General features: G+C 60.4%; 24 protein-coding genes. 9 read left to right on the top strand and 15 right to left on the bottom strand.

All coding sequences use genetic code 11. From position 1 onward, the window contains the following. Positions 1-55: 55 nt before the first annotated feature. Positions 56-1,000 carry an AEC family transporter gene (locus ACYJRZ_RS28425; protein ID WP_459464367.1) on the bottom strand — a complete coding sequence of 315 codons (945 nt, stop codon included), beginning with the start codon at positions 998-1,000 and terminating at the stop codon, positions 56-58. A 392-nt stretch (positions 1,001-1,392) separates the two neighbouring features. Here ACYJRZ_RS28425 and ACYJRZ_RS28420 point away from each other — a divergent pair, with 392 nt between their 5' ends. Further along, positions 1,393-2,385: an adenosine kinase gene (locus tag ACYJRZ_RS28420; protein WP_459464365.1), complete on the top strand. Its 993-nt coding sequence runs from the start codon at positions 1,393-1,395 to the stop codon at positions 2,383-2,385. A gap of 94 nt (positions 2,386-2,479) precedes the next feature. On the opposite strand, the gene ACYJRZ_RS28415 is transcribed toward ACYJRZ_RS28420, so the two are convergent. Further along, positions 2,480-3,079: a cadmium resistance transporter gene (locus tag ACYJRZ_RS28415; protein ID WP_459464484.1), complete on the bottom strand. Its 600-nt coding sequence runs from the start codon at positions 3,077-3,079 to the stop codon at positions 2,480-2,482. 99 nt (positions 3,080-3,178) lie between these two features. After that, the gene (locus ACYJRZ_RS28410; RefSeq protein WP_113330920.1) at positions 3,179-3,718 is read right to left on the bottom strand and encodes an SH3 domain-containing protein; all 540 of its coding nucleotides are present in this window, start codon (positions 3,716-3,718) and stop codon (positions 3,179-3,181) included. A 190-nt stretch (positions 3,719-3,908) separates the two neighbouring features. On the opposite strand from ACYJRZ_RS28410, the gene ACYJRZ_RS28405 reads away from it, so the two are divergent. Together ACYJRZ_RS28405 and murA are read left to right on the top strand one after the other, a co-directional pair. Continuing rightward, complete coding sequence (locus tag ACYJRZ_RS28405; protein WP_459464362.1) at positions 3,909-4,910, top strand: 2-hydroxyacid dehydrogenase; 1,002 nt, start codon at positions 3,909-3,911, stop codon at positions 4,908-4,910. A 143-nt stretch (positions 4,911-5,053) separates the two neighbouring features. Next, on the top strand, positions 5,054-6,367 hold the full coding sequence (gene murA / locus ACYJRZ_RS28400; RefSeq protein ID WP_459464360.1) for a UDP-N-acetylglucosamine 1-carboxyvinyltransferase: 1,314 nt from the start codon (positions 5,054-5,056) through the stop codon (positions 6,365-6,367). A 27-nt stretch (positions 6,368-6,394) separates the two neighbouring features. Here murA and ACYJRZ_RS28395 read toward each other — a convergent pair whose 3' ends face one another. Genes ACYJRZ_RS28395 through recF form a run of 3 tightly spaced genes read right to left on the bottom strand, consistent with a single transcriptional unit; the run spans position 6,395 to position 8,805 of the window. After that, the gene (locus ACYJRZ_RS28395; protein WP_459464358.1) at positions 6,395-6,874 is read right to left on the bottom strand and encodes a GNAT family N-acetyltransferase; all 480 of its coding nucleotides are present in this window, start codon (positions 6,872-6,874) and stop codon (positions 6,395-6,397) included. Continuing rightward, entirely contained in the window at positions 6,871-7,641 is a 771-nt protein-coding gene (locus ACYJRZ_RS28390; protein ID WP_459464356.1) for a molybdopterin-synthase adenylyltransferase MoeB, read from the bottom strand. Before ACYJRZ_RS28390 ends, ACYJRZ_RS28395 begins: the two co-directional genes overlap by 4 nt. 36 nt (positions 7,642-7,677) lie before the next feature. Then, a complete protein-coding gene (gene recF, locus ACYJRZ_RS28385) occupies positions 7,678-8,805 on the bottom strand; it encodes a DNA replication/repair protein RecF (protein WP_459464354.1) in 1,128 nt (375 codons plus the stop codon). Between the two features lie 181 nt (positions 8,806-8,986). Here recF and ACYJRZ_RS28380 point away from each other — a divergent pair, with 181 nt between their 5' ends. Continuing rightward, entirely contained in the window at positions 8,987-9,790 is an 804-nt protein-coding gene (locus tag ACYJRZ_RS28380; RefSeq protein WP_459464353.1) for an APH(3'') family aminoglycoside O-phosphotransferase, read from the top strand. A gap of 71 nt (positions 9,791-9,861) precedes the next feature. On the opposite strand, the gene dnaJ is transcribed toward ACYJRZ_RS28380, so the two are convergent. The 3 genes from dnaJ to ACYJRZ_RS28365 form a co-directional block, all read right to left on the bottom strand. Further along, positions 9,862-11,007 carry a molecular chaperone DnaJ gene (gene dnaJ, locus ACYJRZ_RS28375; RefSeq protein ID WP_459464351.1) on the bottom strand — a complete coding sequence of 382 codons (1,146 nt, stop codon included), beginning with the start codon at positions 11,005-11,007 and terminating at the stop codon, positions 9,862-9,864. Positions 11,008-11,089: 82 nt separating this feature from the next. Further along, positions 11,090-13,009 (bottom strand): molecular chaperone DnaK, encoded by a 1,920-nt coding sequence (dnaK, locus tag ACYJRZ_RS28370; protein WP_459464349.1) that lies wholly within the window; start codon positions 13,007-13,009, stop codon positions 11,090-11,092. A gap of 397 nt (positions 13,010-13,406) precedes the next feature. Continuing rightward, positions 13,407-15,800 carry a transglycosylase domain-containing protein gene (locus ACYJRZ_RS28365; RefSeq protein WP_459464347.1) on the bottom strand — a complete coding sequence of 798 codons (2,394 nt, stop codon included), beginning with the start codon at positions 15,798-15,800 and terminating at the stop codon, positions 13,407-13,409. A gap of 299 nt (positions 15,801-16,099) precedes the next feature. Between ACYJRZ_RS28365 and ACYJRZ_RS28360 the strand changes: the two genes are divergently transcribed. The 3 genes from ACYJRZ_RS28360 to ACYJRZ_RS28350 all read left to right on the top strand — a co-directional run bounded on the left by ACYJRZ_RS28360 (position 16,100) and on the right by ACYJRZ_RS28350 (position 16,952). After that, the gene (locus ACYJRZ_RS28360; protein WP_459464345.1) at positions 16,100-16,288 is read left to right on the top strand and encodes a hypothetical protein; all 189 of its coding nucleotides are present in this window, start codon (positions 16,100-16,102) and stop codon (positions 16,286-16,288) included. Positions 16,289-16,368: 80 nt separating this feature from the next. Next, complete coding sequence (locus ACYJRZ_RS28355) at positions 16,369-16,491, top strand: hypothetical protein (protein WP_459464343.1); 123 nt, start codon at positions 16,369-16,371, stop codon at positions 16,489-16,491. Between the two features lie 218 nt (positions 16,492-16,709). Beyond that, a complete protein-coding gene (locus ACYJRZ_RS28350; RefSeq protein ID WP_459464341.1) occupies positions 16,710-16,952 on the top strand; it encodes a DUF982 domain-containing protein in 243 nt (80 codons plus the stop codon). Between the two features lie 226 nt (positions 16,953-17,178). Here the strand turns inward: ACYJRZ_RS28350 and ACYJRZ_RS28345 are convergent, their stop codons facing one another. From ACYJRZ_RS28345 to ACYJRZ_RS28325, 5 genes are all read right to left on the bottom strand, one after another. Continuing rightward, complete coding sequence (locus ACYJRZ_RS28345) at positions 17,179-18,051, bottom strand: SH3 domain-containing protein (protein ID WP_459464339.1); 873 nt, start codon at positions 18,049-18,051, stop codon at positions 17,179-17,181. A 665-nt stretch (positions 18,052-18,716) separates the two neighbouring features. After that, entirely contained in the window at positions 18,717-20,186 is a 1,470-nt protein-coding gene (locus tag ACYJRZ_RS28340) for an efflux transporter outer membrane subunit (protein WP_459464337.1), read from the bottom strand. A 337-nt stretch (positions 20,187-20,523) separates the two neighbouring features. After that, positions 20,524-21,480, bottom strand: a complete 957-nt coding sequence (locus ACYJRZ_RS28335; protein ID WP_459464482.1) for a phosphoribosylaminoimidazolesuccinocarboxamide synthase — start codon at positions 21,478-21,480, stop codon at positions 20,524-20,526. 144 nt (positions 21,481-21,624) lie between these two features. Continuing rightward, on the bottom strand, positions 21,625-22,308 hold the full coding sequence (locus tag ACYJRZ_RS28330; protein WP_459464335.1) for a phosphoribosyltransferase: 684 nt from the start codon (positions 22,306-22,308) through the stop codon (positions 21,625-21,627). A gap of 13 nt (positions 22,309-22,321) precedes the next feature. Continuing rightward, the gene (locus ACYJRZ_RS28325) at positions 22,322-23,122 is read right to left on the bottom strand and encodes a pseudouridine synthase (protein ID WP_459464333.1); all 801 of its coding nucleotides are present in this window, start codon (positions 23,120-23,122) and stop codon (positions 22,322-22,324) included. A gap of 364 nt (positions 23,123-23,486) precedes the next feature. Here ACYJRZ_RS28325 and ACYJRZ_RS28320 point away from each other — a divergent pair, with 364 nt between their 5' ends. Then, positions 23,487-24,206 (top strand): response regulator, encoded by a 720-nt coding sequence (locus tag ACYJRZ_RS28320; protein WP_459464331.1) that lies wholly within the window; start codon positions 23,487-23,489, stop codon positions 24,204-24,206. 3 nt (positions 24,207-24,209) lie between these two features. Then, positions 24,210-25,559 (top strand): ATP-binding protein, encoded by a 1,350-nt coding sequence (locus ACYJRZ_RS28315; RefSeq protein ID WP_459464329.1) that lies wholly within the window; start codon positions 24,210-24,212, stop codon positions 25,557-25,559. Between the two features lie 64 nt (positions 25,560-25,623). Here the strand turns inward: ACYJRZ_RS28315 and ACYJRZ_RS28310 are convergent, their stop codons facing one another. Next, positions 25,624-25,830 (bottom strand): hypothetical protein, encoded by a 207-nt coding sequence (locus tag ACYJRZ_RS28310; RefSeq protein ID WP_112338926.1) that lies wholly within the window; start codon positions 25,828-25,830, stop codon positions 25,624-25,626. Positions 25,831-26,092 lie beyond the last annotated feature (262 nt).

The following is a 26,092-nucleotide window of genomic DNA, read 5'->3' as shown; positions in this document are numbered from 1 at the left end:
CCTGCTTCTCCGATAGCGGAGAGATGTCGCTACGATCGGCGGGTCTCTGCGTCGGCTATCCGAGCAGATAAGCCCAAAGCGACACCGAGAATGCCCCGAGCGCCGTCGTCAAGGTAATCGTCGAGGCGGCGAGACTGTGGCCCACCCCGAAGCGATTGGCAATCAGCCAGGCGTTCACACCTGTAGGAACGGCGGCCGTGAGGACGAGTGCGGCCCGCCATTCCGGGCTCAGACCGAGAAGAAGTCCGGCAGCCAGCACGCAGGCCGGCAGCAGAAAAAGCTTGAAGGCCGCGATGACGCTGGTGATGCCGAGATTGCCCGACAGCCCATATTGGCGCAGCGCCATTCCGAGCGAGATCAGCGCCGCCGGGCCGGCGATGTTGGCAATGTTGTCGACGACCGTGCCAAGCGTTGCGGGGATAGGAAGGCCGGTCAGATGGACGACGAGACCGCAGAAAAGCCCGATGACGAGCGGATTGCGGAGGAGGTTCCTGCCGACCTGACGCAGCAATTCGCCAGTGCTGCGGCCGACGCCGGCATTCTCCCTGCGCTCGGCCTGTTCCATCAGCAGCGTGCCTGCAATCATCATCGTCGGCAGATGCACGGCGATCAGGATCGACATCGCCATGACGCCGTCAGGCCCCACCGTGCGCCCGACCAGCGGCAGGCCGATGAAGATCGTATTGGCAAACGCCGAGGAAACGCCGGCGAGTACGCCGATGCGCGCATCCCGCCCGAATAGCCGCGTCGCGACGATATGCCCGGCAGTCCAGGTGATGGCGACGCCGGAGAAATAGGCGATCCACAATCGAAACGGCGAAGCACCGCGAAAATCCGCTTCGGCGATGGTCCGGAACAGCAGCAGCGGCACCGCGACCTTGAAGACGAACTCGCTCATGGCTTCACCGACATCGGTTTTCAGCAAACCCGCGCGCACGATGACCCAGCCGACGAGAATAAGCAGGAAGACAGGAAGAACGTCTGTGAGGAATTCGGACACGCGGGTGTGAAGCTCGTGATTTCGAGGAATTGGACCCGAAACTTGTAGCAGCTTGCCTCGGGCTGGAAACCCGCAAAACAAAAAAAGCGGGCTTGGCCCGCTCTTGTCGATCTCGCCCCGGTGGGGAGATCCCCCCGGTGCACATGCCGCCAGTTCATCCGTGGTCGGCAGCGTACCGGTGAGGCGGAAGGCATCATTCCTTCCCAGACTGGCCTGGAAGTCTTTCGAGCTTCCCATCCCAGCCGCTTGATGAGCATTTAAAGATAGAAAGTAACAGGCAAATGACTGATTGGAATCAAGTTGGCCGCGTTGGCGCGGATTTTGCTTTAAAACTTCAGAAAAACCGATATTACCGGATACCGGCTATCACCAATACCGGGATCTTCCTATAGATGACTCGCTTCGACGTACTGACCGTTGGCAATGCTATCGTCGACATTATCGCCCGTTGCGACGATCAGTTTCTGATCGAAAACAACATCACCAAAGCCGCGATGAACCTCATAGATGCCGAGCGCGCCGAGCTGCTCTATTCGCGCATGGGCCCTGCGCTGGAAGCCTCGGGCGGCAGTGCCGGCAACACGGCGGCAGGAGTGGCGAATTTCGGCGGCAAGGCTGCTTATTTCGGCAAGGTTGCCGAAGACCAGCTCGGCCAGATCTTCGGCCATGATATCCGCGCCCAGGGCGTTCATTACGAAACCAAGCCGAAGGGCACTTTCCCGCCGACCGCGCGCTCGATGATCTTCGTCACAGAGGATGGCGAGCGCTCCATGAACACCTATCTCGGCGCCTGCGTCGAGCTAGGTCCGGAGGATGTCGAGGAAGATGTCGTCGCCGACGCCAAGGTGACCTATTTCGAAGGCTATCTCTGGGACCCGCCACGCGCCAAGGAAGCGATCCTCGAATGCGCCCGCATCGCCCATGCCAATGGCCGGGAAATGTCGATGACGCTCTCCGACAGCTTCTGCGTCGGCCGCTACCGTGACGAATTCCTCGACCTCATGCGCTCCGGCACCGTCGATATCGTCTTCGCCAATCGTGACGAGGCCCTCTCGCTTTACGAGACCGACGATTTCGAAAAGGCCCTGAACCTCATTGCGGCCGATTGCAAGATCGCCGCCGTGACGACGGGCAAGGATGGCGCTGTCGTCGTACGCGGCAACGAGCGCTATGTCGTAGATGCTCATCCGATCGAGGAGCGTGTCGATACGACCGGCGCGGGCGATCTTTTCGCCGCCGGCTTCCTCTTCGGCTACACACAGGGTCGAGACCTGGAAGATTGCGCCAAGCTCGGCAATCTCGCCGCTGCCATCGTCATCGAGCAGATTGGCCCCCGGCCCATGCGGTCGCTATCGGAGGCCGCCAAGGAATTCGGGCTTCTCTGACGGAGTTCGTTTTCAGGGGCGCCTATCGGCAGATCATGGAAGCCGCCTCCGGCAGATCGCGGGGCGGATTTTGCTATGAAGCGGCGCAAGCCTGTCACCGAAAGAGCGTCACGGTTCCCGCTTCATAGAGGATGAGGATGCCGAGTGCGATCAGTACGAACGGCACGACCCTATGCCCATGGCGCCTGATCGGGACGCCGAGCTTCGGATGATTGACGAGAGAATGTGCTGCACCCAGCCAAACTGCCGTCAGTACCGCGAAGATGCAGCCGATCGCCAAAACCTCATAAGCCGATCGCGTCGCAAAGAGCGGCGTATAGACGCTGATATTGTCTCCGCCATTCGCGATCGTTACCAAGGCGACCGCCACGATGTTTCCATGTCCTGCCGAGGCCTTGGCATGATCCTCTGGATTGTCGTCGGCCTCTCCGCCGTTCCAGAACTCCCACAACCTCCTCAGTCCGAAGTAGATCGGCGCAAGGCCGAGCAGGCCGATATAAGCAGCGGGAATGACGAGAACGAGCAATGCGGCAATAGCACTGACGCCGTAAAGAACGCCAATACCCAGATATTGGCCTATGATGATCTGCCTCAGGCGGAACTTCGGATCGGCAAAGAAGCCGAGGAGCACGAAAATATCGTCTATGTTCGTCGATGTGAAAGTAGCGACTGCAACGCCAAGAACGCCGAGCACATACGCCAAGGTAACCGGTCTCCGTTTCTCATACCGGATACATCATCGTGCCGGAAAAGTCGCATCATCGTTTAAGCGTAAAAACCGCCTGGGAATAAGTTACTTGAAAGCTTCGCCGGGGTAGGCGCCCCAGATCTCGGATTGCGCAACCCAGCCCTCGGTGCCGTCGGCGGTGACGAGGCACCAGTCGCCCGTGCATTCCTTGACGCTCATCATCACGCCGGGCTGAAGCTTGGCGATGACGGCGGCGGACGGCTGGGATTCGCGACGCATGTTGACGAAGACGGCCTTGCCCTTGCCCTTCATCCACGGAGCAGCAATGGCCGAGCGCTGACCTGACAGCAGCGACTGGTTGACCCAGCCTTCGGTGCCATCGGCATCGCGCACGCGCCGCCAATTATCATATTCCTGGATGATTTCGACCGGCAGGCCCTGCTTGAGGTAGAGCCAGGATACGGCATAATCCGCGCTCGGGCCGATGCGCAGATTGACCCGCTTCGATTTCAGTGTGACGAAGCGCGGCAGCGGCAAACCGCTCGGCCCCTTGGCGGCCTGGGCCGCGGCAAGATCGGCCGACACAGCGGCCATCATCAGGCCGATTGCGAAAATGGCGCAGGACTTCAAGACGTTGCCACGCATGGGATTTCCGTTCGTTCGTCATGACAAAGGCGCCATTCCGGCGACCTTTCGCTCCGGTGAGCGGCAAATCCTCGGATCGCGTCAGCGAGTTTTGTTTGTCTTCGCCTGCGGGTCTGGTAGAAATGCCCGGAACGGGAAAATTATCCTGCTTCTTGGTTAAGAACATCTGAACAAGGCATCGCCGCTCGCCATGACGACGAAGAAAAAACCGAAGGTCTACGTCACGCGCAAACTGCCTGACGCGGTGGAGACGCGCATGCGCGAACTCTTCGATGCCGAACTCAACATAGATGATCGCCCACGCACCAAGGAGGAATTGATCGAGGCCGTTCGCTCCGTCGACGTGCTGGTGCCGACGGTCACCGACCGCATCGACGCCGAGATCATCGAAGAAGCCGGCCCGCAGATGAAGCTCATTGCCAGCTTCTCCAACGGCACCGATCATATCGATGTCGAAGCCGCAGCACGGCGCGGCATCACCGTCACCAATACGCCGAATGTGCTCACCGAAGATACGGCCGACATGACCATGGCGCTCATCCTCGCCGTGCCGCGACGTCTGGCGGAAGGTGCGCGCGTGCTGACGGACAGCCCTGGCGAATGGGCCGGATGGTCGCCCACTTGGATGCTTGGCCGCCGCATCCACGGCAAGCGCATCGGCATCGTCGGCATGGGGCGGATCGGCACCGCCGTTGCTCGTCGCGCCAAGGCATTCGGCCTGTCGATCCATTATCACAATCGCAAGCGGGTCAATCCGGCGACCGAGGACGAGCTGGAGGCGACCTATTGGGACAGCCTCGACCAGATGCTCGCCCGCGTCGATATCGTTTCGGTCAATTGCCCGTCGACGCCGGCTACCTATCACCTCATCTCGGCCCGCCGCCTGGCACTGCTGCAGCCGACAAGCTACATCGTCAATACGGCCCGCGGCGATGTCATCGACGAGGCAGCTCTGATCAAGATCCTGCGCGAAGGCAAGATCGCAGGTGCTGGCCTTGACGTTTTCGAGAACGAACCGGCCGTCAATCCGAAGCTGGTGAAGCTCGCCAATGAGGGCAAGGTGGTCATCCTGCCGCATATGAGTTCGGCGACGCTCGAGGGCCGAATTGACATGGGCGACAAGGTGATCATCAACATCCGCACCTTCATCGATGGTCATCGCCCACCCAACCGCGTGCTGCCCTTTCGATAAGCGAATCGCCCTGATTCTCTCGCCGAAGCCAAGCGGCTAGTCTCGGCTGCAAATTTGATCTCACGTCCCTCTCGCCGGTCATGTGCATGTCACAATGCCGGCCCAGAGGTGACCACAAACACAAATCAGGAAGGGCGGAAATCATGGCGCGGGCGCTGCCGCATGAGCGGATTCAATATGTGGTCGAGGGCGGCTTCAGGCTGTCGGGCGAGATCGAGCCGAGCGGCAACAAGAACGCCGCATTGCCGATCATCGCCGCATCGCTTCTGACCGATCAACGTGTCGAGCTCAGCAATGTGCCGCGCATTCGCGATGTCGAGGCGCTGGTGGAGCTGATTCAATCCGTCGGCGCGAAAGTGCGCTGGCTCGGTCGCAACGAACTCGAAATCGAGGCGCGTGAGCTTCGCCCCGCCAATCTCGATCCCGATCTCTGTGCCCGCATCCGCGCCTCCATCCTGCTTGCCGGACCGATGCTGGCGCGCTGCGGCGAGATCACCTTGCCGCCGCCTGGCGGCGACGTCATCGGCCGCCGGCGCGTCGATACGCATTTCCTGGCGCTGGAACAGCTTGGCGCCAAGATTGAGGTCAACAGCGTCTACAGCTTTCGCACGGAAGGACTGCGCGGCGCCGATGTCTTCCTCGACGAGCCCTCCGTGACGGCGACTGAAAATGCCCTTTGCGCTGCCGTTTTCGCCGAGGGGACGACCATCCTGCGCAATTGCGCCTCTGAACCGCATGTTCAGGATCTTGCCCGCTTCCTGATTGCCATGGGCGCCCGAATCGAGGGCGTCGGCACCAATATGATGACCATTCACGGCGGGCAGCGGCTGGGCGGTGCATCGCATCGCATCGGCCCCGATCACAATGAGGTTGGCTCGCTGATCGGCCTTGCCGCCGTCACCGGCTCGGAAATCACCATCCGCCGCGCAGGCGTCGAGCATCTGCGCTCCACGCTGATGACCTTCGAGCGCCTCGGCATCCGCTGCCAGATCGATGGCGATGATCTCATCATTCGTTCCGACCAGGAGATGAAGATCCAGCCCGATTTCGGCGGCCATATTCCGAAGATCGAGGATCAGCCCTGGCCGGCCTTTCCGGCCGACACCATGTCGATCGCCATCGTCACCGCCACGCAATGCGATGGTGTCGTGCTGATGTTCGAAAAAATGTTCGAAAGCCGCATGTTCTTCGTCGACAAGCTGATCGCCATGGGCGCCCGCATCGTGCTGTGCGATCCGCATCGCGCCATCGTTGCCGGCCCTTCCAAGCTGCGCGCCGCCCAGCTCGAAAGCCCGGATATCCGTGCCGGCATGGCGATGCTGATCGCGGCCATGTGCGCCGAGGGCACAAGCGTCATCAACAATGCCCAGCAGATCGAGCGCGGCTATGAGCGCATCGAGGAGCGGTTGAACGCCCTGGGTGCCCGCATCACCCGCATCCCGCCGCGCGAAGCGTGACGGCTCCATCCACCGGCTGAGGATGCACTAGGCAATCGCCTTGCGCATCTCGATCGATGTCGTCCGATCGAACCCGGTCTGACGATTTTCGGCCGTCTTCTGAAAACCCCATGCCGCGAAGGTAGCGTGATTGTCGGTGAGCTCGATCCGCGTTTCCAGCCGCAACGCCCTCAGGCCAAGCTCTTGGGCCGTTGTCTCGGCCAGGCCCAGCAGTCGCCTGCCGATACCATTACTCTGTGCCGCCGGCAGCACAGCGAGCTTGCCGACATAAAGGCTCTCTGCCTCCGGCCGGCAGAAAATGCAGCCGACCAACTGTTCGCCATCGAGCGCCACATAAGCGATCTCGCAAAGTGCCTTCGCTTTCAACGTTTCGGATGCCAGCGCTAACGCCGAGGAGGGCGGATCGATGCGTCCGTTCATATAGGCAAAGGACGTCAGGATAAGGTCCAGCAAGGCATCCCAGCGGTCGAATCCGTCATCGAGGCGCTGAAGTGTGGTTTCGCTCATTCGGCAGCAACCTGGGCACGTTTGCGGCGATAGCGCACCGTTTCGAAGCGCGAGGAAAGCCCGTCATAAAGCAGCAGGCGGCCGATCAGCGGCTCGCCGATGCCTGTGATCAGCTTGATCGCTTCCATCGCCATCAGCGTGCCGATGACGCCGGTTAGGGCGCCGATGATGCCCGCCTCCGCGCAACTCGGGATGAGACCTTCCGGCGGTGGTGCCGGGAAGAGATCGCGATAGCGCGGATTGAGGTTACCGTCCGCATCGCTTTCGTAAGGCTTCAGCGTAGTCACGGACCCATCGAATCGGCCGACGGCGCCGGTCACCAGCGGCAAATGCGCTGCTTCAGTCGCATCGGCAGCCGCATAGCGCGTATCGAAATTGTCGGAACCGTCGATGACGAGATCGAAACCGGCTAGATGCCGCGCTGCGGTATCGAGGCTGAACCGCTCCTCGAAACGGATGACCCGCACATGCGGGTTCAGCCGCGCGATGGCGTCTGCCGCGCTCTGGGTTTTCAGTTCGCCGATCGTGCCCGTATCGTGAATGACCTGCCGCTGCAGGTTGGACAGCGAAACGCGGTCATCATCGGCAATGCCAAGCGTGCCAACGCCGGCGGCAGCGAGATATTGCAGCACCGGCGCACCAAGGCCGCCGGCGCCGATAACAAGCACGCGGGCCGCTTTCAATTTTTGCTGGCCGGCCCCGCCGACCTCCGGCAGGAGGATATGACGGTGATAGCGGCCGATTTCGTCTGAGCTCAAAGGATCCATGGGCAGAAGTCTAACACAATCGCGGCCAGGGAGGCGCTAGGATTCCGTAATGCCGCCATGCGCCACGGTAAAGAATTGCGCCCGTTCGCCAAGGGCCGAGAACATGGATTTGTCCGTGCCGGTCATGAAGGCCTGGCCGCCGAGCCCGTCGATGAGATCGAAGAGGGCCGCACGCCGACCCTTGTCGAGATGCGCCGCGATTTCGTCGAGCAGTAGGATCGGCGCATAGCCCGTGAGATTGCCGACGAGCCGTGCATGCGCAAGGATAAGCCCGACGAGCAAGGCTTTCTGCTCACCGGTGGAGCAGCGTTCTGCTTCCATGTCCTTTTCGCGATGCCGTACGAGAAGATCGACACGGTGCGGCCCGTCCAGCGTGCGGCCGGCAGCGGCGTCGCGGTAACGCCCCTCGCGCAGCATATCGGCATAGGCATCTTCCAGGTCGACGGCCGGGCGGTCGAACTGTCCGTCGAGGAAGCCGGAAAGCTCCAGCGCCGCGGAGGGGAACGGCGTCGCCTCGCGCGTTTCGGCGATCAGCCGCGAGAGAAGGCCGAGCATTTCCTGCCGCGCGATCGCCATGGCAATGCCGAGGCTTGCCATTTGCTCCTCAATGCCGCTAAGCCAGGATGGATCGAACCGGTTTTCGGATAAAAGCTTATTGCGGCTGCGCATGGCACGCTCGAAGTCGCTGGCACGGCGGCCATGGGCGGGATCGAGCGACAGCACCAGCCGATCCAGGAAGCGACGACGCTCCGAGGAGCCGCCGGTAAAGAGGCCGTCCATCGCCGGCGTCAGCCATAGAACGCGCAAATGCTCGGTCAGCTCGTCGACCGTCTTGGCCGGCGTGCCGTTGATTCGCAGCCGGCGGGCGGTCGATTCGTCCACCGTGTCGATGCCGGTACCGATTTCAACGCTGCCATCCATGCCTTCGAGCTCGGCAAAGATAGAAAATCCGCCTGGGGCATTGACCCGGGTGACATCGGCATATGCGGCGCGGCGCAGGCCTCGGCCGGGCGAAAGCAGCGAGACCGCTTCCATGAGGTTGGTCTTGCCCGCGCCGTTATCGCCGGTCAGCACCACATGCCGCTCGTCAAGCGCCAGCGCTGCCGCCGCATAGTTGCGGAAGTCGGTCAGCTTCAGGCGCGAAATGGAAACCTTGTTCGGCATCGGTTCTTGAGATTCCTAGTCGATGGGCGAGGGGTATGCCGAACCCTGCAGGAGTGCAAGGTTTTTGCCGCTTTTCTTCGTTCTCGACAAAGCGTAACGGCTGGAATCGGGCTCTGGCACTCACAGACTACGCTCCCTATATCGCGTTGCTCGGGAAAGTTTTGGATGGAGGGGCCGTCAATTGGAATTTGCAAAGACATTGCTCGCGCATACGCTTGTCGGTTGGACGCGCATAAAGACCGGCGAATCGGGCGATCTTGTCTATCGGCGGGAAGACGGCCAAGCCTATGCAAAAATAGCTGCGTCGGCCCGATCGACCGATCTTGCCGGCGAGCGCGACCGATTGCTTTGGCTGCAAGGCAAGGGCATTGCCGTGCCTGAGGTCATTGATTGGCGGGAGGCGGAGGAGGGCGCGTGCCTGATCATGACTGCTATTCCCGGCGTACCGGCAGCCGAGCTGGACGGAGATGCGCTGCTGAAGGCCTGGCCATCAATGGCGCGGCAGCTGCAAGCTCTTCATGAGCTGCCGCCGAATCAATTCCCGTTTGATCGCAGGCTGTCTGTGATGTTCGCGAAGGCGGCGGATGTGGTCTCACGCGATGCCGTGAACCGGGATTTCCTGCCGCCGGAGGATCAGGATAGGCCGGCCCGCGAACTGCTTGATCGCGTTAAGCGCGACCTGCCGCTGCGGCTCGATCAGGAGGCCACCAATAGAGTGCTTTGTCATGGCGATGCCTGCATGCCGAACTTCATGGTCGACCCGCATAGCCTGCAATGCACGGGCCTGATCGATCTCGGCCGGGCAGGGACGGCGGATCGCTATGTCGATCTCTCGCTGATGATTGCCAATGCCGGGGAGAGCTGGATGACGCCCGAACAAGGAGAACGAGCCTTTTCGATTCTGTTCGAAACCCTGGAAATAGCAGAGCCAGATCGCGAACGTCTCACCTTCTATCTCCGGCTCGATCCCCTGACCTGGGGCTGATTCGCGTATGCCAATAAAAAATCCGGCCGAATCATCGGCCGGATTCATGTGAAACACTTCTGATTCGCGAATCAGTCGCTGAACGTATCGAAGAAATCCTTCATGCGGGCGAAGAAGCCCGTCGATTCGGGATTGTTGTCCTTCGAGGAGATCTGTTCGAACTCCTGCAGCAGCTCGCGCTGGCGCTTGGTCAGCTTCTGCGGGGTCTCGATCTGGATCTGGATGTAGAGATCGCCGACCTGGCTGGAGCGCAGCACGGGCATGCCTTTGCCCTTCAGACGGAACTGCTTGCCGACCTGGGTTCCCTCGGGAACGCTGACGCGCGATTTCGTGCCATCGAGCGTCGCCACATCGAAGGTACCGCCGAGTGCCGCCGTCGTCATCGAGATCGGCACGGCGCAATATAGGTCGGCGCCATCCCGCTGGAAGAACTCATGCGGCTTGACGGAGAGGAAGATGTAGAGGTCGCCCGAGGGGCCGCCGCGAAGACCCGCTTCGCCTTCGCCTTGCAGACGAATGCGCGTGCCGTCTTCAATGCCGGCCGGGATGTTGACGGAGAGCGAACGCTCCTCGGTCACGCGGCCCTGGCCATGACACTTGGTGCAGGGGTCGGGAATGATCTGGCCGCGGCCATGGCAGGTCGGGCAGGTGCGTTCGACGGAGAAGAAGCCCTGCGCGGCGCGGACGCGGCCGGAACCCTGACAGGTACCGCAGGTCTTCGGCTGCGTGCCGGGCTTGGCGCCCGAGCCCGAACAGACGTCGCAGGTGATCGAAGTTGGGACGCGAATCTGCGCCGTCTTGCCGCTGAAGGCTTCCTCCAGCGAGATTTCCATATTGTAGCGAAGATCAGCACCGCGCTCGCGACCGCCGGAAGAGCGTCCGCGGGAGCGCCCGCCACCCATCATCTCGCCGAAAATATCCTCGAAAATATCGGAGAAACCACCGCCGCCGAAACCGGCTCCAAAGCCGCCACCGCCGCCCATGCCGCCATGCTCGAAAGCAGCATGGCCATAGCGGTCATAGGCTGCGCGTTTCTGCGGGTCCTTGAGCGTTTCGTAGGCTTCGTTGATTTCCTTGAACTTCCGCTCGGCGTTGCTGTCGTCCGGATTCTTGTCCGGATGATATTGCATTGCCAGCTTACGAAAGGCGCTTTTCAGCTCTTTCTCGTCCGCCGTCCTGGAGACGCCCAATGTCTCGTAAAAATCCGCTTTTGCCATTCAGCATTCGACCCCGGAAATGGATTTCCGGCTGCCCGAAGGCAGCCGGATCAAAGTTCCTCGAGAACCTTTCGGTTCGCGCTTATGCAGACCGCTTGTGGTCGCCTTCGTCCTTGATTTCCTCGTAGTCGGCATCGACGACATCGTCCTTGCCGCCTGCTGCCGAGGCATCACCGGAACCGGCTTCCGCCTGCTGCGACTCATAGATCGCCTGGCCGAGCTTCATGGAAACTTCCATCAGCGTCTGGGTCTTGGCCTTGATGTCTTCGGCATCCGGCTCGGAAGCTTCGGTTGCCGCCTTGAGCGCTGCAATCGCATCGGAGATCGCGGTGCGATCGGCTTCCGTGACCTTGTCGCCATAATCCTTCAGCGACTTCTCGCTGGAGTGGATCAGGCTCTCGGCCTGGTTCTTGGCTTCGACACCTTCGCGGCGCTTCTTGTCTTCCGCAGCATGGGCTTCGGCATCCTTGACCATCTTCTCGATGTCAGCGTCGGAAAGACCGCCGGAAGCCTGGATGCGGATCTGCTGTTCCTTGCCGGTACCCTTGTCCTTGGCCGAAACCTGAACGATGCCGTTGGCGTCAATGTCGAAGGTGACTTCGATCTGCGGAACGCCACGCGGAGCCGGCGGCAGGCCGACGAGGTCGAACTGGCCGAGCAGCTTGTTGTCGGCGGCCATTTCGCGCTCGCCCTGCGAAACGCGGATGGTCACGGCTGACTGGTTGTCGTCGGCGGTCGAGAAGGTCTGCGACTTCTTCGTCGGGATCGTCGTGTTACGCTCGATCAGACGGGTGAAGACGCCGCCCAGCGTTTCGATGCCGAGAGACAGCGGGGTCACGTCGAGGAGCAGAACGTCCTTGACGTCGCCCTGCAGAACGCCGGCCTGGATGGCAGCGCCGAGCGCGACGACTTCATCCGGGTTGACGCCCTTGTGCGGCTCCTTGCCGAACAGCTGCTTCACGACTTCCTGTACCTTCGGCATGCGGCTCATGCCGCCGACGAGAACGACTTCATCGATTTCAGCGGCAGTGACGCCGGCATCCTTGAGTGCTGCCTTGCACGGAGCGATGGTGCGCTGGACGAGATCGTCGACCAGGCTTTCTAGCTTGGCGCGGGTCAGCTTCAACGTCAGGTGCTTCGGGCCGGTGGCGTCTGCCGTGATGAAGGGCAGGTTGATTTCGGTCTGCTGCGAAGAAGACAATTCGATCTTGGCCTTTTCGGCAGCTTCCTTGAGGCGCTGCAGAGCGAGCTTGTCACCCTTGAGGTCGATGCCGTTGTCCTTCTTGAACTCGGCAACGAGGTATTCGACGAGACGCATGTCGAAATCTTCACCGCCAAGGAAGGTGTCGCCATTGGTCGACTTCACTTCAAAGACACCATCACCGATTTCGAGGATGGAGATATCGAAGGTGCCGCCGCCAAGGTCGTAAACGGCGATGGTCTTGCCGTCCTTCTTGTCGAGGCCATAGGCGAGCGCGGCAGCGGTTGGCTCGTTGATGATGCGCAGGACTTCGAGACCGGCGATCTTGCCGGCATCCTTGGTTGCCTGGCGCTGAGCGTCGTTGAAGTATGCGGGAACGGTGATAACGGCCTTGTCGACCTTTTCGCCGAGATAGGATTCGGCGGTTTCCTTCATCTTCTGAAGGATCATTGCGGAAATCTGTGCGGGCGAATAGCCCTTGCCGTTGGCTTCTACCCAGGCGTCGCCATTGTCGCCCCGAACGATGTTGAAGGGAACAAGATGCTTGTCCTTCTCGACGGTCGGATCTTCGTAGCGGCGGCCGATGAGGCGCTTGACAGCGAAGAGGGTGTTTGTGGGGTTGGTGACAGCCTGGCGCTTGGCCGGCTGGCCGACGAGACGTTCACCATCGTCGGTGAAGGCAACCATGGAGGGGGTGGTCCGGGCGCCTTCGGCATTTTCGATCACTTTTGCGTCCTTACCGTCCATGACGGCGACGCAGGAATTTGTCGTTCCAAGGTCGATACCAATTACTTTTGCCATGTCATTCTCTCCTTGAAGCAAGCTATCGGAACCCCTGTCAGGCATTCCATTGACAGCCCCTTACGGGATGGTCTTGAGGATTGCGCAGCCATGACTGCGGTGATGCCGCGTATATAAGTAGCGGTTTTACTGACTGCAAGGCAGGAAATAGCCCGAAATCCAGCAAAACAAATGGTTTGTCGCTCAAATTCCATATGGTCCCATATGCGCCGAGGACCTCAGGATTTGACGCGACCGCGTATCAGAGCAGCCTTGCCGCGGCCATGCAAGCGTCTACTGCATAATTCCTTAAATCGGGATCGATTCAGGAATAAAATTACGTGGCAGATCTAAAGTGCTGCAGCGGCCCCACTCCGCGATGTGCGGCGCGCGGCGCTGTAGATGCAAAATCGCGATTTTAACGACCGAGGATGACGTCGAGTAGCGACGAGCGGTGGGGCCGCGCGGTGGCGACCGGAGCGCCGCTGTCGCCGACATCGGCGGGCGGTATATCGCTGTCATAGGGATTGGAGCTGTAGGGGTTGCTGTCGTCGGCAAGATTTGCGGGCGGCAGGTCCAGCGGTTCGTCGTTTGCCGAGGCCTGGTTGACAACCTGCGGCTGGATCGGCTGTTGCGACGGTCTTTGCTGCAAGGTTGGCTGCTGGACCGGCTGTCCGCCATCGGCGACGCCGGAGATGATGTTGCCGATGGTGGTCGGCTGGTCGCCATTCTGCCCGGCCTGCGCCATCGGCAGGCCGTTGTCGATGATCTGGCCGCCGCCGAAGATCGGCGTCGGCGTGATGCCCTTGTGGGCGGCAACCATGAATTCCTTCCATGCCTTCGCTGGCAGGCCGCCGCCGGTTACCTTGCGCATCGACTTGCCATCGTCATTGCCGAACCAGACGCCTGTGGTCAGGTGGCTTGTGAAGCCGACGAACAGCGCGTCACGGAAAGATTGCGTCGTGCCCGACTTGCCGGCCGCTTGCCAGCCGGGAATGCGCGCTGTCTTGCCCGTTCCATTGGCGATGACGCCGGCCATCATGGCGTTCATGTTGGTGACGATATCCGGGTTCAAGACGCGCTCAGGATTGTCTGTATTGGTCTGGTAGAGCACTTTGCCAGAGGCGGTCGTCACCTTGGTGATGACATGCGGGGCCACTTTGTAGCCGCCGTTCATGAAAGTGGCGTATGCGGAGGTGAGCTCCAGCAGCGACACTTCGGAGGTGCCGAGCGCGATCGAGGCATTGGCCTGCAGATCCGATTCGATGCCGAGCCTGCGGGCGACCTTGATGACCTGATCCGGCCCGACTTCGGCCACGAGCTGGGCGGCAACCGTGTTCAGCGATTTCGCAATGGCGGTGGCAAGCGTCACCGGTCCACTGTAGCGCTGCTCGTAATTCTCGGGTGCCCAATTGCCGATCTTGACCGGCATGTCGTTGCGGATCGAATTGGGCGTCAGGCCCATCTCGAGCGCGGCGGTATAGACGAAAGGCTTGAAGGCGGAGCCTGGCTGACGCTTTGCCGTCACGGCACGGTTGAACTGGCTCTGCGCGTAGTCGCGGCCGCCGACAAGCGCGCGGACCGCACCCGTCGCATCGACGGAGACGAGCGAGGCCTGCGAGGCGTTGAGCTTCTTGCCTTCCTTTTCGAGCACGTCGCTCAGCGCCTTCTCGGCCTTTTCTTCGAGCGACATGTCGAGCGTGGTGTCGACGATGAGGTCTTCCTTGACATCGCCGCCGATCAGCTTCGGTAGCTGGTCCATGACCATGTCGGCGACGTAATTCTCGGCGCCGCTCCAATAGCTCTTCGATCGGGTCGGCGGCTGCGACATCGCCGTCTTGATGTCAGATTCGCTGATGAAGCCCTGATCGTGCATCGCCTGCAACACCAGCTGCGCGCGGGCCTCGGCGGCGGCGGGATCGCGGGCGGGCGATAGCCGAGAGGGAGCCTTGACGAGACCGGCCAGCATGGCGGCTTCGCCGAGATTGACGTCCTTGGCCGATTTATTGAAATAGCGCCGCGAGGCGGCCTCGACGCCATAGGCGTTGGAACCGAAATAGACGCGGTTCAGATACATCGTCAGGATCTGATCCTTGGTGTACTTGTGCTCCAGCCACAACGCCAGCAGCACTTCCTGCACCTTGCGCTCCAATGTGCGGTCCGGTGACAGGAACAGGTTCTTGGCGAGCTGCTGCGTCAGCGTCGAGCCGCCCTGGACGGCGTGTCCGGTCACCACGTTCGTTACCATGGCGCGGGCAAGGCCGATCGGGTCGAAGCCGAAATGCGAGTAGAATCGCCGATCCTCGATCGCGACGATCGCCTCGGGAATAAAGGGCGACATCTCGCTGAGCGATACGGCTTCGCCCCCAGTGGTGCCGCGATTGGCGATCAGGGTTCCGCCGAGATCGTTGATCTTGACGTTCGGCGGTCGTTCGGGAATGGACCAGGTGCTGGCGCTCGGCATGCGAGAGCCATAATAGGCGACGAGGCCTGCAAGGCCGATGCCGGCCCAGAGGCACAGTACGAGGCCCCAATAGATCGTCGAACGGATGAAACCGAAGAAGCCGCGGCGCGGCCGCGCACGGCGCGCAGGTTTGCGGCGGCTACGGGCGCGAGTTCGGCGAGGCTTTTCGACCACGGGTTCTTCCTCGTCGTCATCGTCCTCTTCTTCGTCGGGCTCCCGGTAATATTTCTTCGCAGACTGCCTGCCGCCGACGATGCGTTCGCCTGCATTGAATCCGTCATCGATGCGTTCCCGGCCGCTGGAGAAGGATGGTTCTATCCTCTGGCGTGATTTTTTCTTATCTGCCATTGCCGGCCGGTCGTACCTCGGTGCCCAGTTTGTTTCAGATCTTCTATCAGGCTGATCGCAGCGGCGGTAGCGCTCTTTGAGCCAATGGGCGATCGAGGTAAAGCAACCTGCCTTGGTTCGCGCGCTTTTCCTGAAGACATCAAATCCCGCCTGCACTGTAAATGCGGCGATTTAAGGAGGGATTAAGAACATTCCAATCTGCAATGGCGGCGAACCCGCCCTGAAACCGGCGGGGGATACGTAAGGAACTTTTTGCTACCCTGAGCATTATCCTCTCATAAAACAAAGAGGGTGAGCACATGACTTCATTGCTGAAGATAGAGGAAGTTGAAGAGAGCAAATTGCGCGAGGTCTGGAGCGTCGAAGATTTCGTACGGCGCCATCGGATTTGCAAGGAGGAGGAAGCCCGGCTGAAAAAGCTGTTTGGCGACTTCGCAACGAAGCAGGAATTGCTCTCCAACGCGCAGCGGCCGCCGCAATTTCGTTGAAATAAAATGGTGGTTGGCGGGGCGCGATATCCATCGTGGGCTGCTGCGGCAAACAGATCGCAGCAGAGGAGGCTATGCCAATGTGGAAACGTTTCGAACTGTGGCTGGTGGATCGGATCGATCGGATATTCGGCCTTGAGCGGCTTGCGCGCCGTGCCGGCTTCTCGCCGGATGAGGCAAGGCGGATTGCACGAGAAAAGTAGATCCCCGGTGGCTTGAGGTATCGCAACAGCCGATGTTCTCCTACAAATTGGCGATACTATCGTACTTGCACTCGTGTCGGATGAGGCTGCGGCAATACTTCACGCAAAACAGGCAATCTTCCATATTTTCGAATGATCTGATCAAGGTTATAGTATCGTCACGTGGCCGTCTTAATTGATGGTTCCAAGCAATTGGTAGCGCGTGAGGAGGAGTGTTCATGCGACACATCAAATGGAGCAATCCGATTGAGATCGGTTTTGCTCAGGATTCGTTCCAGGTCGTGACGGGCCCTTCCGAGGCCCTCAACTGCATGGCCAATCTATGGCCTGACCGCCGTGGTCCCCTCTATGTGGCGGCAAGAAGCCTTTGTCGGGCTGCCATAGACGGTCGTAAGTCGGCCGAAGAGGCGCGCGAGATGTTCATTTCGGCGACGCGGGAAGCGCACCTGAAAATGCATTGAAGCACGGTGCCCAGGATTGCGGATTAAACGGCCAAACCTTGCGAACCGGCAAAACGCGGTAGACGTCGAGAGTGTTGGACAGGTACTCTTCCATGAAAGCATCTCCTGAGTGAGGCTCCCGCATGGCGGTGAACGCATTCTTCTCGGAGGCGATGCACGTCACAAAAAGGCTGACGACTTTCAAAGTCGCCGGCCTTTTAGCTTTTAGGCGGTCGAGTCCTGGCGGTCAGCGGTTCGAGCCTCTCACGGACATCCGGCAATTGGGCTCCGACGCGGGGCATGGATCCCTGTGGTTAGGGCTATAAGGTCCCGGCTCGCTTGCATTTGGCCGCGGATTGTTCTGCGGCTGTGGTTGCGGTTGAGCCTGCTGCGGTTCCGGGCGGGGGCGGTTGTCCGGGCGATTACTGTCCGGACGGTTGCTGTCGCGCTGGCGGTCTGGCCGGTTACCCCAGTCCCGATTGTCATCCGGGCGCTGTCTGCCCCAGTCGCGATTGCCGTCGCGTTGTCTGTCCCAGTCGCGGTTACGATCACGATCAGGCCGGCGATCCCAGCTGCGATCCTGTCCGTCATTCCAGTCCGATCCGCGATCCCAATCGCGGTTGCGATCTGGGCGGCGGTCCCAATTGCGATCGGGTTCATTATCCCAGCCTGGAGAATTGCGATCCCAGCCGCTGTCGGGCCGCCGATCGACCCAGCCGGGGCCGCGGCGCCAGCGATCGCGATCGCGGTAGAAGTCGCGGCCGCGGTAATAGCGACCCCAATAGTCGTCGAAATTGAACACCACCGTCGGAATACCGAGTGGCCGGTAGTATTGCCGGTCGACATAGATGCGACGCGATTGGTAGGTCGCCTGAATATAGCGGCCTGCAACCCATCCGCGGCCGCCATAGAAGGAAACATCGCACCACGGCGTATCATTGAGGCAGCCATTGATCTGAAGGGGCGCACCGACGGGGATCATCGTGACAGCCGGATAGGCGGTGCTTGGGCCAGACCGCATATTGACGTTTGCCGTCGCAAAGCCTGCCGCCGCTTCCGCGATGGCTGGCAGTGCCACGAGCGCCGTCAGAAGACTCGCCGCGAGAACCTTGAATTTCATAAATCACTCTCCCTTTTGCGCACTTCGCCACCCCGGCGCTTGTTTGCTGTCATACGCCTACCCCGGCGCTCTCTCTGCTAAGACTTGCCGACTTCGGCAAGATAAAGGCTTCTCCATGTACGGGATCTGATAGAAATCCCGGCCGCCTCCTCAATCTCTGCATGTATTGTAGAAGCACTTGCATGAATACAGCTTGAACGCGTCAGTTCGAATCCGAAAAGGCGTTAAGGTTTTTGATGAAGGCTGCAGGGCTGTTTTAGAAGGTCCTGGCAGAAACGACAAAGCGGCCTTGAAATTGCCACCTTGCCCCCACATATAGGGTTCAGTCATGCAGCCGATGGGCGCTGGCGCGCTGGAAAGCGAGCCGTTTCGCCCATGAAATCATGAAAGTGGCGTTAACTCTTCGTTGACCTTTCATGATCAATCTGGCTGCAGTTCCGCCCTTGCCTTTGACCACGGATGTACTGGCACTGATGAGAAGGCGGATGGCGAAAGGCCGGGTTATTCCGGCCTTTTTTGTTTTTTGCGATGGCGTGTTCCCGCGGAAGCGGAGCGCGCCATTTTCATTTTCGCATCTCCTTGCGCTCAAAAGAAAACCGCCGCAGATACTGCGGCGGTTTTCAAGTTCAAGCGGTAAGGCCCTGGTACGGCCCCCAAGCTATAGGTTACATCGCCTTCTTGGCCGCAACCTTGATGGCTTCGGCCTTGGCTCTGGTCGGTCCAGCGGCCGCGATCGCCTTATCGGCCGGCACATAGCCTGCGCCGATGTTGACGTTCAACGAGATATAATCGAGAGCGCTTGATTGAATGGCCTGCGCCAGGCTTTGCTGGGCAGCGGTCACGTTGCGCTGGGCATCGAGAACGTCGAGCAGCGAAGATGCACCGTCCTTGTAGCTTGCCGTCGAGAGCTGAAGGGCTTCCTGATAGGATTTGACCTGAGCCTGCAACGCCGCGACCGTCTGTGCGTCGCGGGCGACCGCGGACAGGGCGTTTTCGACCTCTTCGATCGCGGAGCGAACCTTCTGCTGCCAGACGATGTATTGTTCGCGGCTCGCCGATTCAGCGTTCTTGACGCCGGCACGCAGGGCGCCGCCATCGAAGATCGGCAGGTTCAGCGACGGGCCGAAGGACCAGGTGGTCAAGCCGCCACTCGCCGCCGAAGTGTGGATATAGGTCGGCGAAATCGAGCCGCTAAGCGTGATCGACGGAAGGAGCTTGGCTTCTGCTACGCCGATCTCGGCTGTGGCGGATGCAAGCTGACGCTCTGCAACGCGAATATCAGGACGGTTGCGGATGAGGTCGGCCGGAACACCTGTGCGGACGCTACCGCGGAAGATCGGCTGCCTGCCGCCGCCCTGCATCTGCGCGATGATAGTCGAGGAGGGAACGTTGAGCAGCGTTGCGATGTGATGCACCTGCTGACGGTATTGAATCTCATAGCCAGGTACCAACGCCAGCGTCTGGTTGACGAGGCCCTCGGCCTGAACCACGTCGAGGCGGGAAGCCGCGCCGGCTTCAAGCTGGAACTTGGTCAGCGAAAGAGTATCGCGCCGCGACTTCAGGTTTTCCTGGGCGATGGAGATGAGCCGCTGGTAATAGCGGGCATTGACATAGCTGTTCGCGAGATCCTGCAGATAGGTCAGGCGTGCAACGTCGACGCTGGAATAGGCGGCATCGAGCGAGGCATTAGCGCTTTCCGTGGCGCGGCGATACTGACCCCAGAGGTCGAGCAGCCAGGAAGCCGAAGCGGTGCCTTGCGTGGTGTTGCGCCGTCCAGACGACGAAGAAACCCTCGAGCCACCCTTTTGGCCGCTGGTTGTGTTGTCGCCCAACAGGGTGAGGCTCGGGAGACCGCCTGCGCCTGCAGTGACGACGGCAGCTTCCGCCTGGTTGATGCGTTCCAGCGATTGCTGGATGTTCAAGTTCTGGGCAAGTCCCTGTGCGGCGAAGGCATTCAGCTTGGCGTCGCCGAAAGCGGTCCACCATTGCGAGCCGGCGACATCGCCGTTCGCCTTCGTACCACCCTCCGAGAATTTGGCCGGGAGAGGCATTTCCGGTGGCTTATGGTCTGGGCCGCTGACGCAACCTGCCAAAACAAGCAGCAGGGCGGGGGCGGCAGTACGAATGGAAACCATCACATTGTCCCACAATTCAATTTACTGATCAGTGTTTTTCGGGATCGGATTGATCCCATATGCCGGCGCTCCAGTCTTAACGCAACACAAACAACGACGCGAAGCGGTCGGCGTCAATCTAGCAATGAGTTTTGCAATAGCACAGTGGCTTTTACGAATTCTCGGCTGCGAACATATGTGGGATCGGGCGAAATATCAGCTTATCGGTAAAAAAAATCTGAAGTGTTGCAAAAAACATACCCTCCCATCCGCAATCAGGGGGTGCGAAAAGCGCAAAACCTCATAGTCACCGCAACTTACGGGAAGTTGCGGTGTGTAAATTCAGCGAAACGACCGTTCAGACGGTCTCTGAGGGGAAATAGCGGGCGAGGCTTGCGCGAACCCGGTCACGTGGTGTTGCTTCGCGATCGTCAGGCACGAAAGGCATGCCCGTTATCGCCTCAAAGGCGCCGATATAGACCTTGGACGTCTGCTCGACGAGCTCGCTCGGAATCTCTGGAATCTCGTCCTTGTAGGGATCGCAGCGCTCCGTCACCCAGGCGCGCACGAAGTCCTTGTCGAAACTTTCCGGGCGCATGCCCTTTTCGAAGCGCTCCTGATAACTGTCGGCCAGCCAGTAGCGGCTGCTATCGGGCGTGTGGATTTCGTCGGCGAGAATGATGGTGCCGTTTTCGTCGGTCCCGAACTCATATTTGGTATCGACGAGGATGAGACCACGTTTGCGGGCGATGTCCTGTCCGCGCGCGAACAAGGCGAAAGCATAATTCGTCAGCGTCTGCCATTGCTGCTGCGTCAGAAGCCCGCCCTCAACGATCTGCTTCGGCGTCAGAGGCTCGTCGTGACCGCCATCGAATTCCTTGCTCGTCGGCGTAATGATCGGCTGCGGCAGGATTTGGTTGTCGCGCATGCCGTCAGGCAGCGTGATGCCGTACATCTCGCGCTGACCCTTCTTGTAGAGCGTCAGGATCGAGGTCCCTGTGGTGCCGGCGAGATAGCCGCGAACGACGATCTCGACAGGCAGGATATTCAGCCGCTTGCCGACCACGACGTTCGGGTCGGGATAGTCGATCACGTGGTTAGGGCAGATGTCGCGTGTCTGTTCGAACCAGTAGCGGGCGGTTTGCGTCAGCACCTGCCCTTTATAGGGAATGCAGGTGAGAATGCGGTCGAACGCGCTCAACCGGTCGGTGCTGATGATGATGCGGCTGCCGTCGGGCAGATCGTAATTCTCGCGCACCTTGCCGCGATAGTAGTTGGGCAATTCCGGAAAATAGGCTTCGGAGAGAGTTCGCAAGGCGTCCACCAACAGGCTCATGCATCCGCCTGGCGGATGCTTCTTGAGCGGACCCTTAACGCATTGCTGTCGAAATCGGAACGGTTTTCATAGATCATAATAGGTAATCGGCTCTGTTCGTTGGGTTGCCGGAGCAAAAGGCGTTCAACCTGGCCGATGCCAGCAGCCATTTTCGCTCCGCTCGAGGATGGGCGTCGAAAACACGCCGACGATTTTCTCGCTCCAGCGCTTGCCGCCCAGATCGACAACATCCCGCCAGCGTTCGGACTGCAGCATCGCCGCGCCGATCACGACAGGCTCAATGCCGCAAGACGTCAAAAGAGCAAGTCCTGCAACGATCGAGGCGCCGCTAGAGATCACGTCATCGATCAACGCGACGCGCTTTCCTTCCAGCAACGGCAGCATGCGCGGGTCGATATAAAGCCGCTTCTCCTGGTTCGGCGTGGTGATGGAGGAAAGCGGGATCGACAGTTCCTCGCGATACCAGAACTTTCGCGATGTTCCTAGCGGCACGTAGCGCGTATGGCCCAGCGCGCGGGCCACTGCGGCCCCCAGCGTCAGTCCCAGCGTCGGCAATCCGGCGACGACATCGATATCATATGCTGTCATTCGCTTCGCAAGCATCTCCGCGAGAGCATCCAGCACGGTGAAGCTTGCCTGATTGACGATCAACGACGCCAGCGCGTGTTCGCCGTCGGCGAGCACACGGATCGGCAGCCGCAATTGCCGTCCGTCCGGAAGCTCGGCCACATGGAAATCCGCACGCTCCTCCGTCGGATCGAAGGTGCCCGGCGCATGCAGTTCCTGCCAGAAGTTATGGGGTTGCATCGCGCTCAGCCTTCTATCGATTGACTTTCATTCCGGCGCGCCGGTGCAAGCTTAGAACTTCTGTCTCGGTCAAGGCCCGCACGCCGCCTTTCCGCAGATCGCCGAGCACGATATCGCCAAAGGCAACGCGCACCAGCCGCAGGCATTCGATGCCAAGCGCCTCCAGCATGCGCCGGATCTGGCGGTTCCGCCCTTCCTTGAGCTCCACTTCGATCCAGCTGTTACGGTCGCCGCTACGCAGCAGCCGGGCCGAGCTCGCGGTCAAGAGTTCACCTTCGTCGACGATGCCGCGCTCCATGCGCGCCAGCTGTTCCTGGTCCATGATGCGATCGACCTGCACATGATAGGCCTTGCCGACGTGGCTGACGGGATCGAGCAGGGCCTGCGCCAGGACCGTGTCGTTGGTGAAGAGCAGCAATCCCTCGCTCGCCTTGTCCAGGCGGCCGACGGGCGCGAGATGGCGGGCATCGATCTCCCTCAGGCAATCATAAACAGTCGGCCGTCCTTCTGGATCGTCGCGCGTCGTCACCAGACCGCGCGGCTTGTTCAGCATGAAATAGAGCTTCTTCTCGGCTGATATCTCCACGCCGTCGACCGCGAATTTCGAATGCTCCAGATCGACCCAGGTGGCGGGATCGGAAATCTTGCGGCCGTCGACGGTCACGCGGCCCGCGACGATCAGCGCTTCCGCCTGCGTGCGCGAGCAATAGCCGAGCTTCGAAAGCGCCCGCGGCAAGGTCACGCGCTTGCCTTCCGGCTCCTGAGTGCGCCGCGCTGCCTTGCCGGATCTCAGCGGTGATTGCCTTTGGCTCAACCGTCCTGCCTCATGAGCATGTTGCCGTGACCGACATTGCCGTCGGTGAAGGTCAATCCTTTCGCACGGCAGATAACAGGACGCAAACCCACATTGTCGAAAAGAGGCTAAAGGATTGCGGTTTGAAAAAAGCAGACAGGGCTCGCATTTCATGGATGCAAGCCCTGTCGCGGGCCGGAGCGGGCGATGGGGTTGGGTAGGCGGCAACGAAGCTGCCGCCTTTCGCTCCGGAGGGATCCGGTTGCGGAGAAGCCGCATGGCTTCTTTTGCTGGCATTTTTCAAAAAAAGGGAAATTTGTTACAGTTTGTAACGCCGGTCGTTTCCCTGTTGCCAAAACCGCCTCTCGCCCCGCATGGAAGAGCCATGGTTTCCGCATCGCTGCTTCTGGTCGAAGACGACCGCGAGATTAGAGCGCTCCTGGAGGAGTTCCTGAGCCGGGAAGGTTTTGCCGTGCAGACCGCCGACAGCGCCGCCGCGATGGATCGCATCCTGTCCAAGGGGTTCCCCGATCTGATCATCCTCGATCTGATGCTGCCGGGTGAAGATGGTCTCTCCGCTTGTCGGCGCATCCGCACCCGCAGCAAGGTACCTATCCTGATGCTGACGGCGAAGACCGAAGATATCGACCGCATTCTCGGCCTCGAAATGGGCGCAGATGATTATCTCGGCAAGCCTTTCAATCCGCGCGAGCTCCTGGCACGAATCCGCGCCATTCTCCGCCGCTCCGGACCGGAGCGGCAAGAGGATGGTGGCATTCCATCGCGGCGCAAGAGCTTCGCCGGATTGATCGTCGATCTCGATGGCCGGGTGATCGAGATGGATGGCGAGCGGGCGATACATCTGACGACTGCCGAATTCGATCTGCTGGTCTGCTTCCTCGAAAGACCGCGCCGCGTGCTGTCGCGCGAGCAATTGCTCGACTGGACGCGCGGCCGCGGCGCCGATCCTTTCGACCGGACGATCGATGTTACCGTCTCCCGTCTGCGCACCAAGCTCGGCCATTGCCTGCCCGATGGCGCCCAGATCATCACCACTGTGCGCAATGCCGGCTATCTTCTGACAATGGACGTGAAGGATGTCTGAACCATGCTGAAACTCGGTCTGGTCGCTCGCATCATCATGATCGTCGCCGTGGCGCTCTTCATCATTCAGCTTGCGGCCTTTGCGGCTGCACAGCTGAAGCCGGACACGCCGTTCAATCCGGAGCGATCGCCCGCCAAACAGGTGAAGACCGCCATCCGTCTTCTCGATGCTATTCCACCGGAGGCGCAGCAGGTAGCCGTGCGGGCACTGAATGCCAACGGCCTGACGATCCACCTGGCCGATCCGCCGGCTCCGGGTCGGGAGGAGACGTCCAATCTGACGCTTGCCGACAAGCTCGCCCGCGAATTTGCAGCGATCGCCCTCGGCAATCGTTATTTCAACATGCGCTCGCTTTCCGAAAAGCCGCAGGGCTGGTTCTCCGTCGGCGCGCCGGACAGGATCGTGGAAGTGTCGATCGGCGTCGCCGGCGGCAAGGTCGCCGTCTTCAACCTGCCCGAAACGCCGACCGTGCGATTGAACGGTATTCCCATCGGCCTCATTGGCGGTATCCTTGGCATACTGGTCGCCGTCATCGCCATTGCCGCCGTTGCGCGGGAAACCCGGCCCCTGACGCGCTTGTCCCGTACCGTCAACTCGATCGGCAACGGATTGCAGCCGGTTCATATTCCGGAAAGAGGCGCCTGCGAGCTGCGCATGCTGATCAAGGCGATCAACGCCATGCAGCTGCGTATCGCTGCGCTCGTCAATAATCGTACCCTGATACTCGGAGCGATATCGCATGATCTGAGGACCTATCTCACCCGTTTCCGACTGCGCATGGAAATGATGCCGGAAACGCCGCATCGCGAGCGGGCGATTGCCGATGTCGAGGCCATGCAGCGGCTGGTGGAGGACGCGCTCGGCTTCGCCCGCAGCACCGTCGTCTCGGACGGCAAGACCATTGTCGATCTCGACGTCGCCATCCAACGTCACCTCGCGGAGCGGCAGGACGGCAAGGGCCTAGTAGGTTTCACGCCCGTCGGCCAGCCGATCGCCGTCGCAATGACGGAGACCGCTCTCGTGCGAGTGCTCGATAATCTCATGGACAACGCGCTGCGCTATGGCGGCCAGGCCGATATTGTCGTCGAGCGCCGCGGTGATCAGGCTGCCATCATCGTCGGTGATCGTGGACCGGGTATTCCCGCAGAGCGACGCAAGGAGGTCCTCGAACCCTTCGTGCGGCTGGAGGAATCGCGCAATCGTGATCTCGGAGGCAGTGGGCTTGGCTTGGCGATCGTCCGCCAGATCCTCGATGCGCATGGCGGCGCGCTCTGTCTGGAAGACCGCGAAGGGGGCGGATTGAGCGCCGTTGTCGTGTTGCCGCCGACGATGATGGAAAGAAAAGCAGCTTAAAATAAGCGCGCCTGCCAGCCAATCGCGCTGGCGCGCGATCGCCTGTCTGCGCGGAGCGGCCTGCTCAATGGCAGGTCAGGAATCTCTGCAGCTCTTGCCGGTTCAATACGATACCGGCTGCTGCTTTCTGCGGATCCGGATGCGTATAAGTAAAGCTCGGTAGGTCGGGCAGATCCAATGCCTGGCGCATGCTCATAATACCGAGTGCGCGGCGGCCACTGGCGCTGTCGAAGCTGACTTCGATGATGCTTTCCGGTCTTGTTGTATGCATTGTTTCCTCCCTTCTCTTATATCTGGCCTGAACCATAGCAGAAACTCTATGGAAAATCTCGGTTTTTCTAAGGCTTGGAGCCGATGGTTTTGCCGGGCAACCCGATGTGCCGTGCGAGTGTTCGAAGGGATGGGCTTCGCTAGCCGGAGAGGATGTATATAGAGGGAAGGTGTTCGGATTTTGCAGTCGACGCAAAATTTGACCATCTGGACAAGATTTTTGGGGCCTTTGAGGAAAACTTTCCCTCATTTCTGACCAGGCC

Source organism: Rhizobium sp. No.120, from assembly GCF_054558365.1.
This window is presented reverse-complemented; position numbering and strand designations above follow the sequence as displayed.

What these genes read in the sequence shown, in the direction of transcription:
- ACYJRZ_RS28420 (WP_459464365.1), top strand. Translation starts at nt 1,393, where the DNA reads ATGACTCGCTTCGACGTACTGACCGTTGGCAATGCTATCGTCGACATT.
- ACYJRZ_RS28410 (WP_113330920.1), bottom strand. Translation starts at nt 3,718, where the DNA reads ATGCGTGGCAACGTCTTGAAGTCCTGCGCCATTTTCGCAATCGGCCTG.
- ACYJRZ_RS28405 (WP_459464362.1), top strand. Translation starts at nt 3,909, where the DNA reads ATGACGACGAAGAAAAAACCGAAGGTCTACGTCACGCGCAAACTGCCT.
- murA (WP_459464360.1), top strand. Translation starts at nt 5,054, where the DNA reads ATGGCGCGGGCGCTGCCGCATGAGCGGATTCAATATGTGGTCGAGGGC.
- ACYJRZ_RS28395 (WP_459464358.1), bottom strand. Translation starts at nt 6,874, where the DNA reads ATGAGCGAAACCACACTTCAGCGCCTCGATGACGGATTCGACCGCTGG.
- ACYJRZ_RS28390 (WP_459464356.1), bottom strand. Translation starts at nt 7,641, where the DNA reads ATGGATCCTTTGAGCTCAGACGAAATCGGCCGCTATCACCGTCATATC.
- recF (WP_459464354.1), bottom strand. Translation starts at nt 8,805, where the DNA reads ATGCCGAACAAGGTTTCCATTTCGCGCCTGAAGCTGACCGACTTCCGC.
- dnaJ (WP_459464351.1), bottom strand. Translation starts at nt 11,007, where the DNA reads ATGGCAAAAGCGGATTTTTACGAGACATTGGGCGTCTCCAGGACGGCG.
- dnaK (WP_459464349.1), bottom strand. Translation starts at nt 13,009, where the DNA reads ATGGCAAAAGTAATTGGTATCGACCTTGGAACGACAAATTCCTGCGTC.
- ACYJRZ_RS28365 (WP_459464347.1), bottom strand. Translation starts at nt 15,800, where the DNA reads ATGGCAGATAAGAAAAAATCACGCCAGAGGATAGAACCATCCTTCTCC.
- ACYJRZ_RS28360 (WP_459464345.1), top strand. Translation starts at nt 16,100, where the DNA reads ATGACTTCATTGCTGAAGATAGAGGAAGTTGAAGAGAGCAAATTGCGC.
- ACYJRZ_RS28355 (WP_459464343.1), top strand. Translation starts at nt 16,369, where the DNA reads ATGTGGAAACGTTTCGAACTGTGGCTGGTGGATCGGATCGATCGGATA.
- ACYJRZ_RS28350 (WP_459464341.1), top strand. Translation starts at nt 16,710, where the DNA reads ATGCGACACATCAAATGGAGCAATCCGATTGAGATCGGTTTTGCTCAG.
- ACYJRZ_RS28345 (WP_459464339.1), bottom strand. Translation starts at nt 18,051, where the DNA reads ATGAAATTCAAGGTTCTCGCGGCGAGTCTTCTGACGGCGCTCGTGGCA.
- ACYJRZ_RS28340 (WP_459464337.1), bottom strand. Translation starts at nt 20,186, where the DNA reads ATGGTTTCCATTCGTACTGCCGCCCCCGCCCTGCTGCTTGTTTTGGCA.
- ACYJRZ_RS28330 (WP_459464335.1), bottom strand. Translation starts at nt 22,308, where the DNA reads ATGCAACCCCATAACTTCTGGCAGGAACTGCATGCGCCGGGCACCTTC.
- ACYJRZ_RS28320 (WP_459464331.1), top strand. Translation starts at nt 23,487, where the DNA reads ATGGTTTCCGCATCGCTGCTTCTGGTCGAAGACGACCGCGAGATTAGA.
- ACYJRZ_RS28315 (WP_459464329.1), top strand. Translation starts at nt 24,210, where the DNA reads ATGCTGAAACTCGGTCTGGTCGCTCGCATCATCATGATCGTCGCCGTG.
- ACYJRZ_RS28310 (WP_112338926.1), bottom strand. Translation starts at nt 25,830, where the DNA reads ATGCATACAACAAGACCGGAAAGCATCATCGAAGTCAGCTTCGACAGC.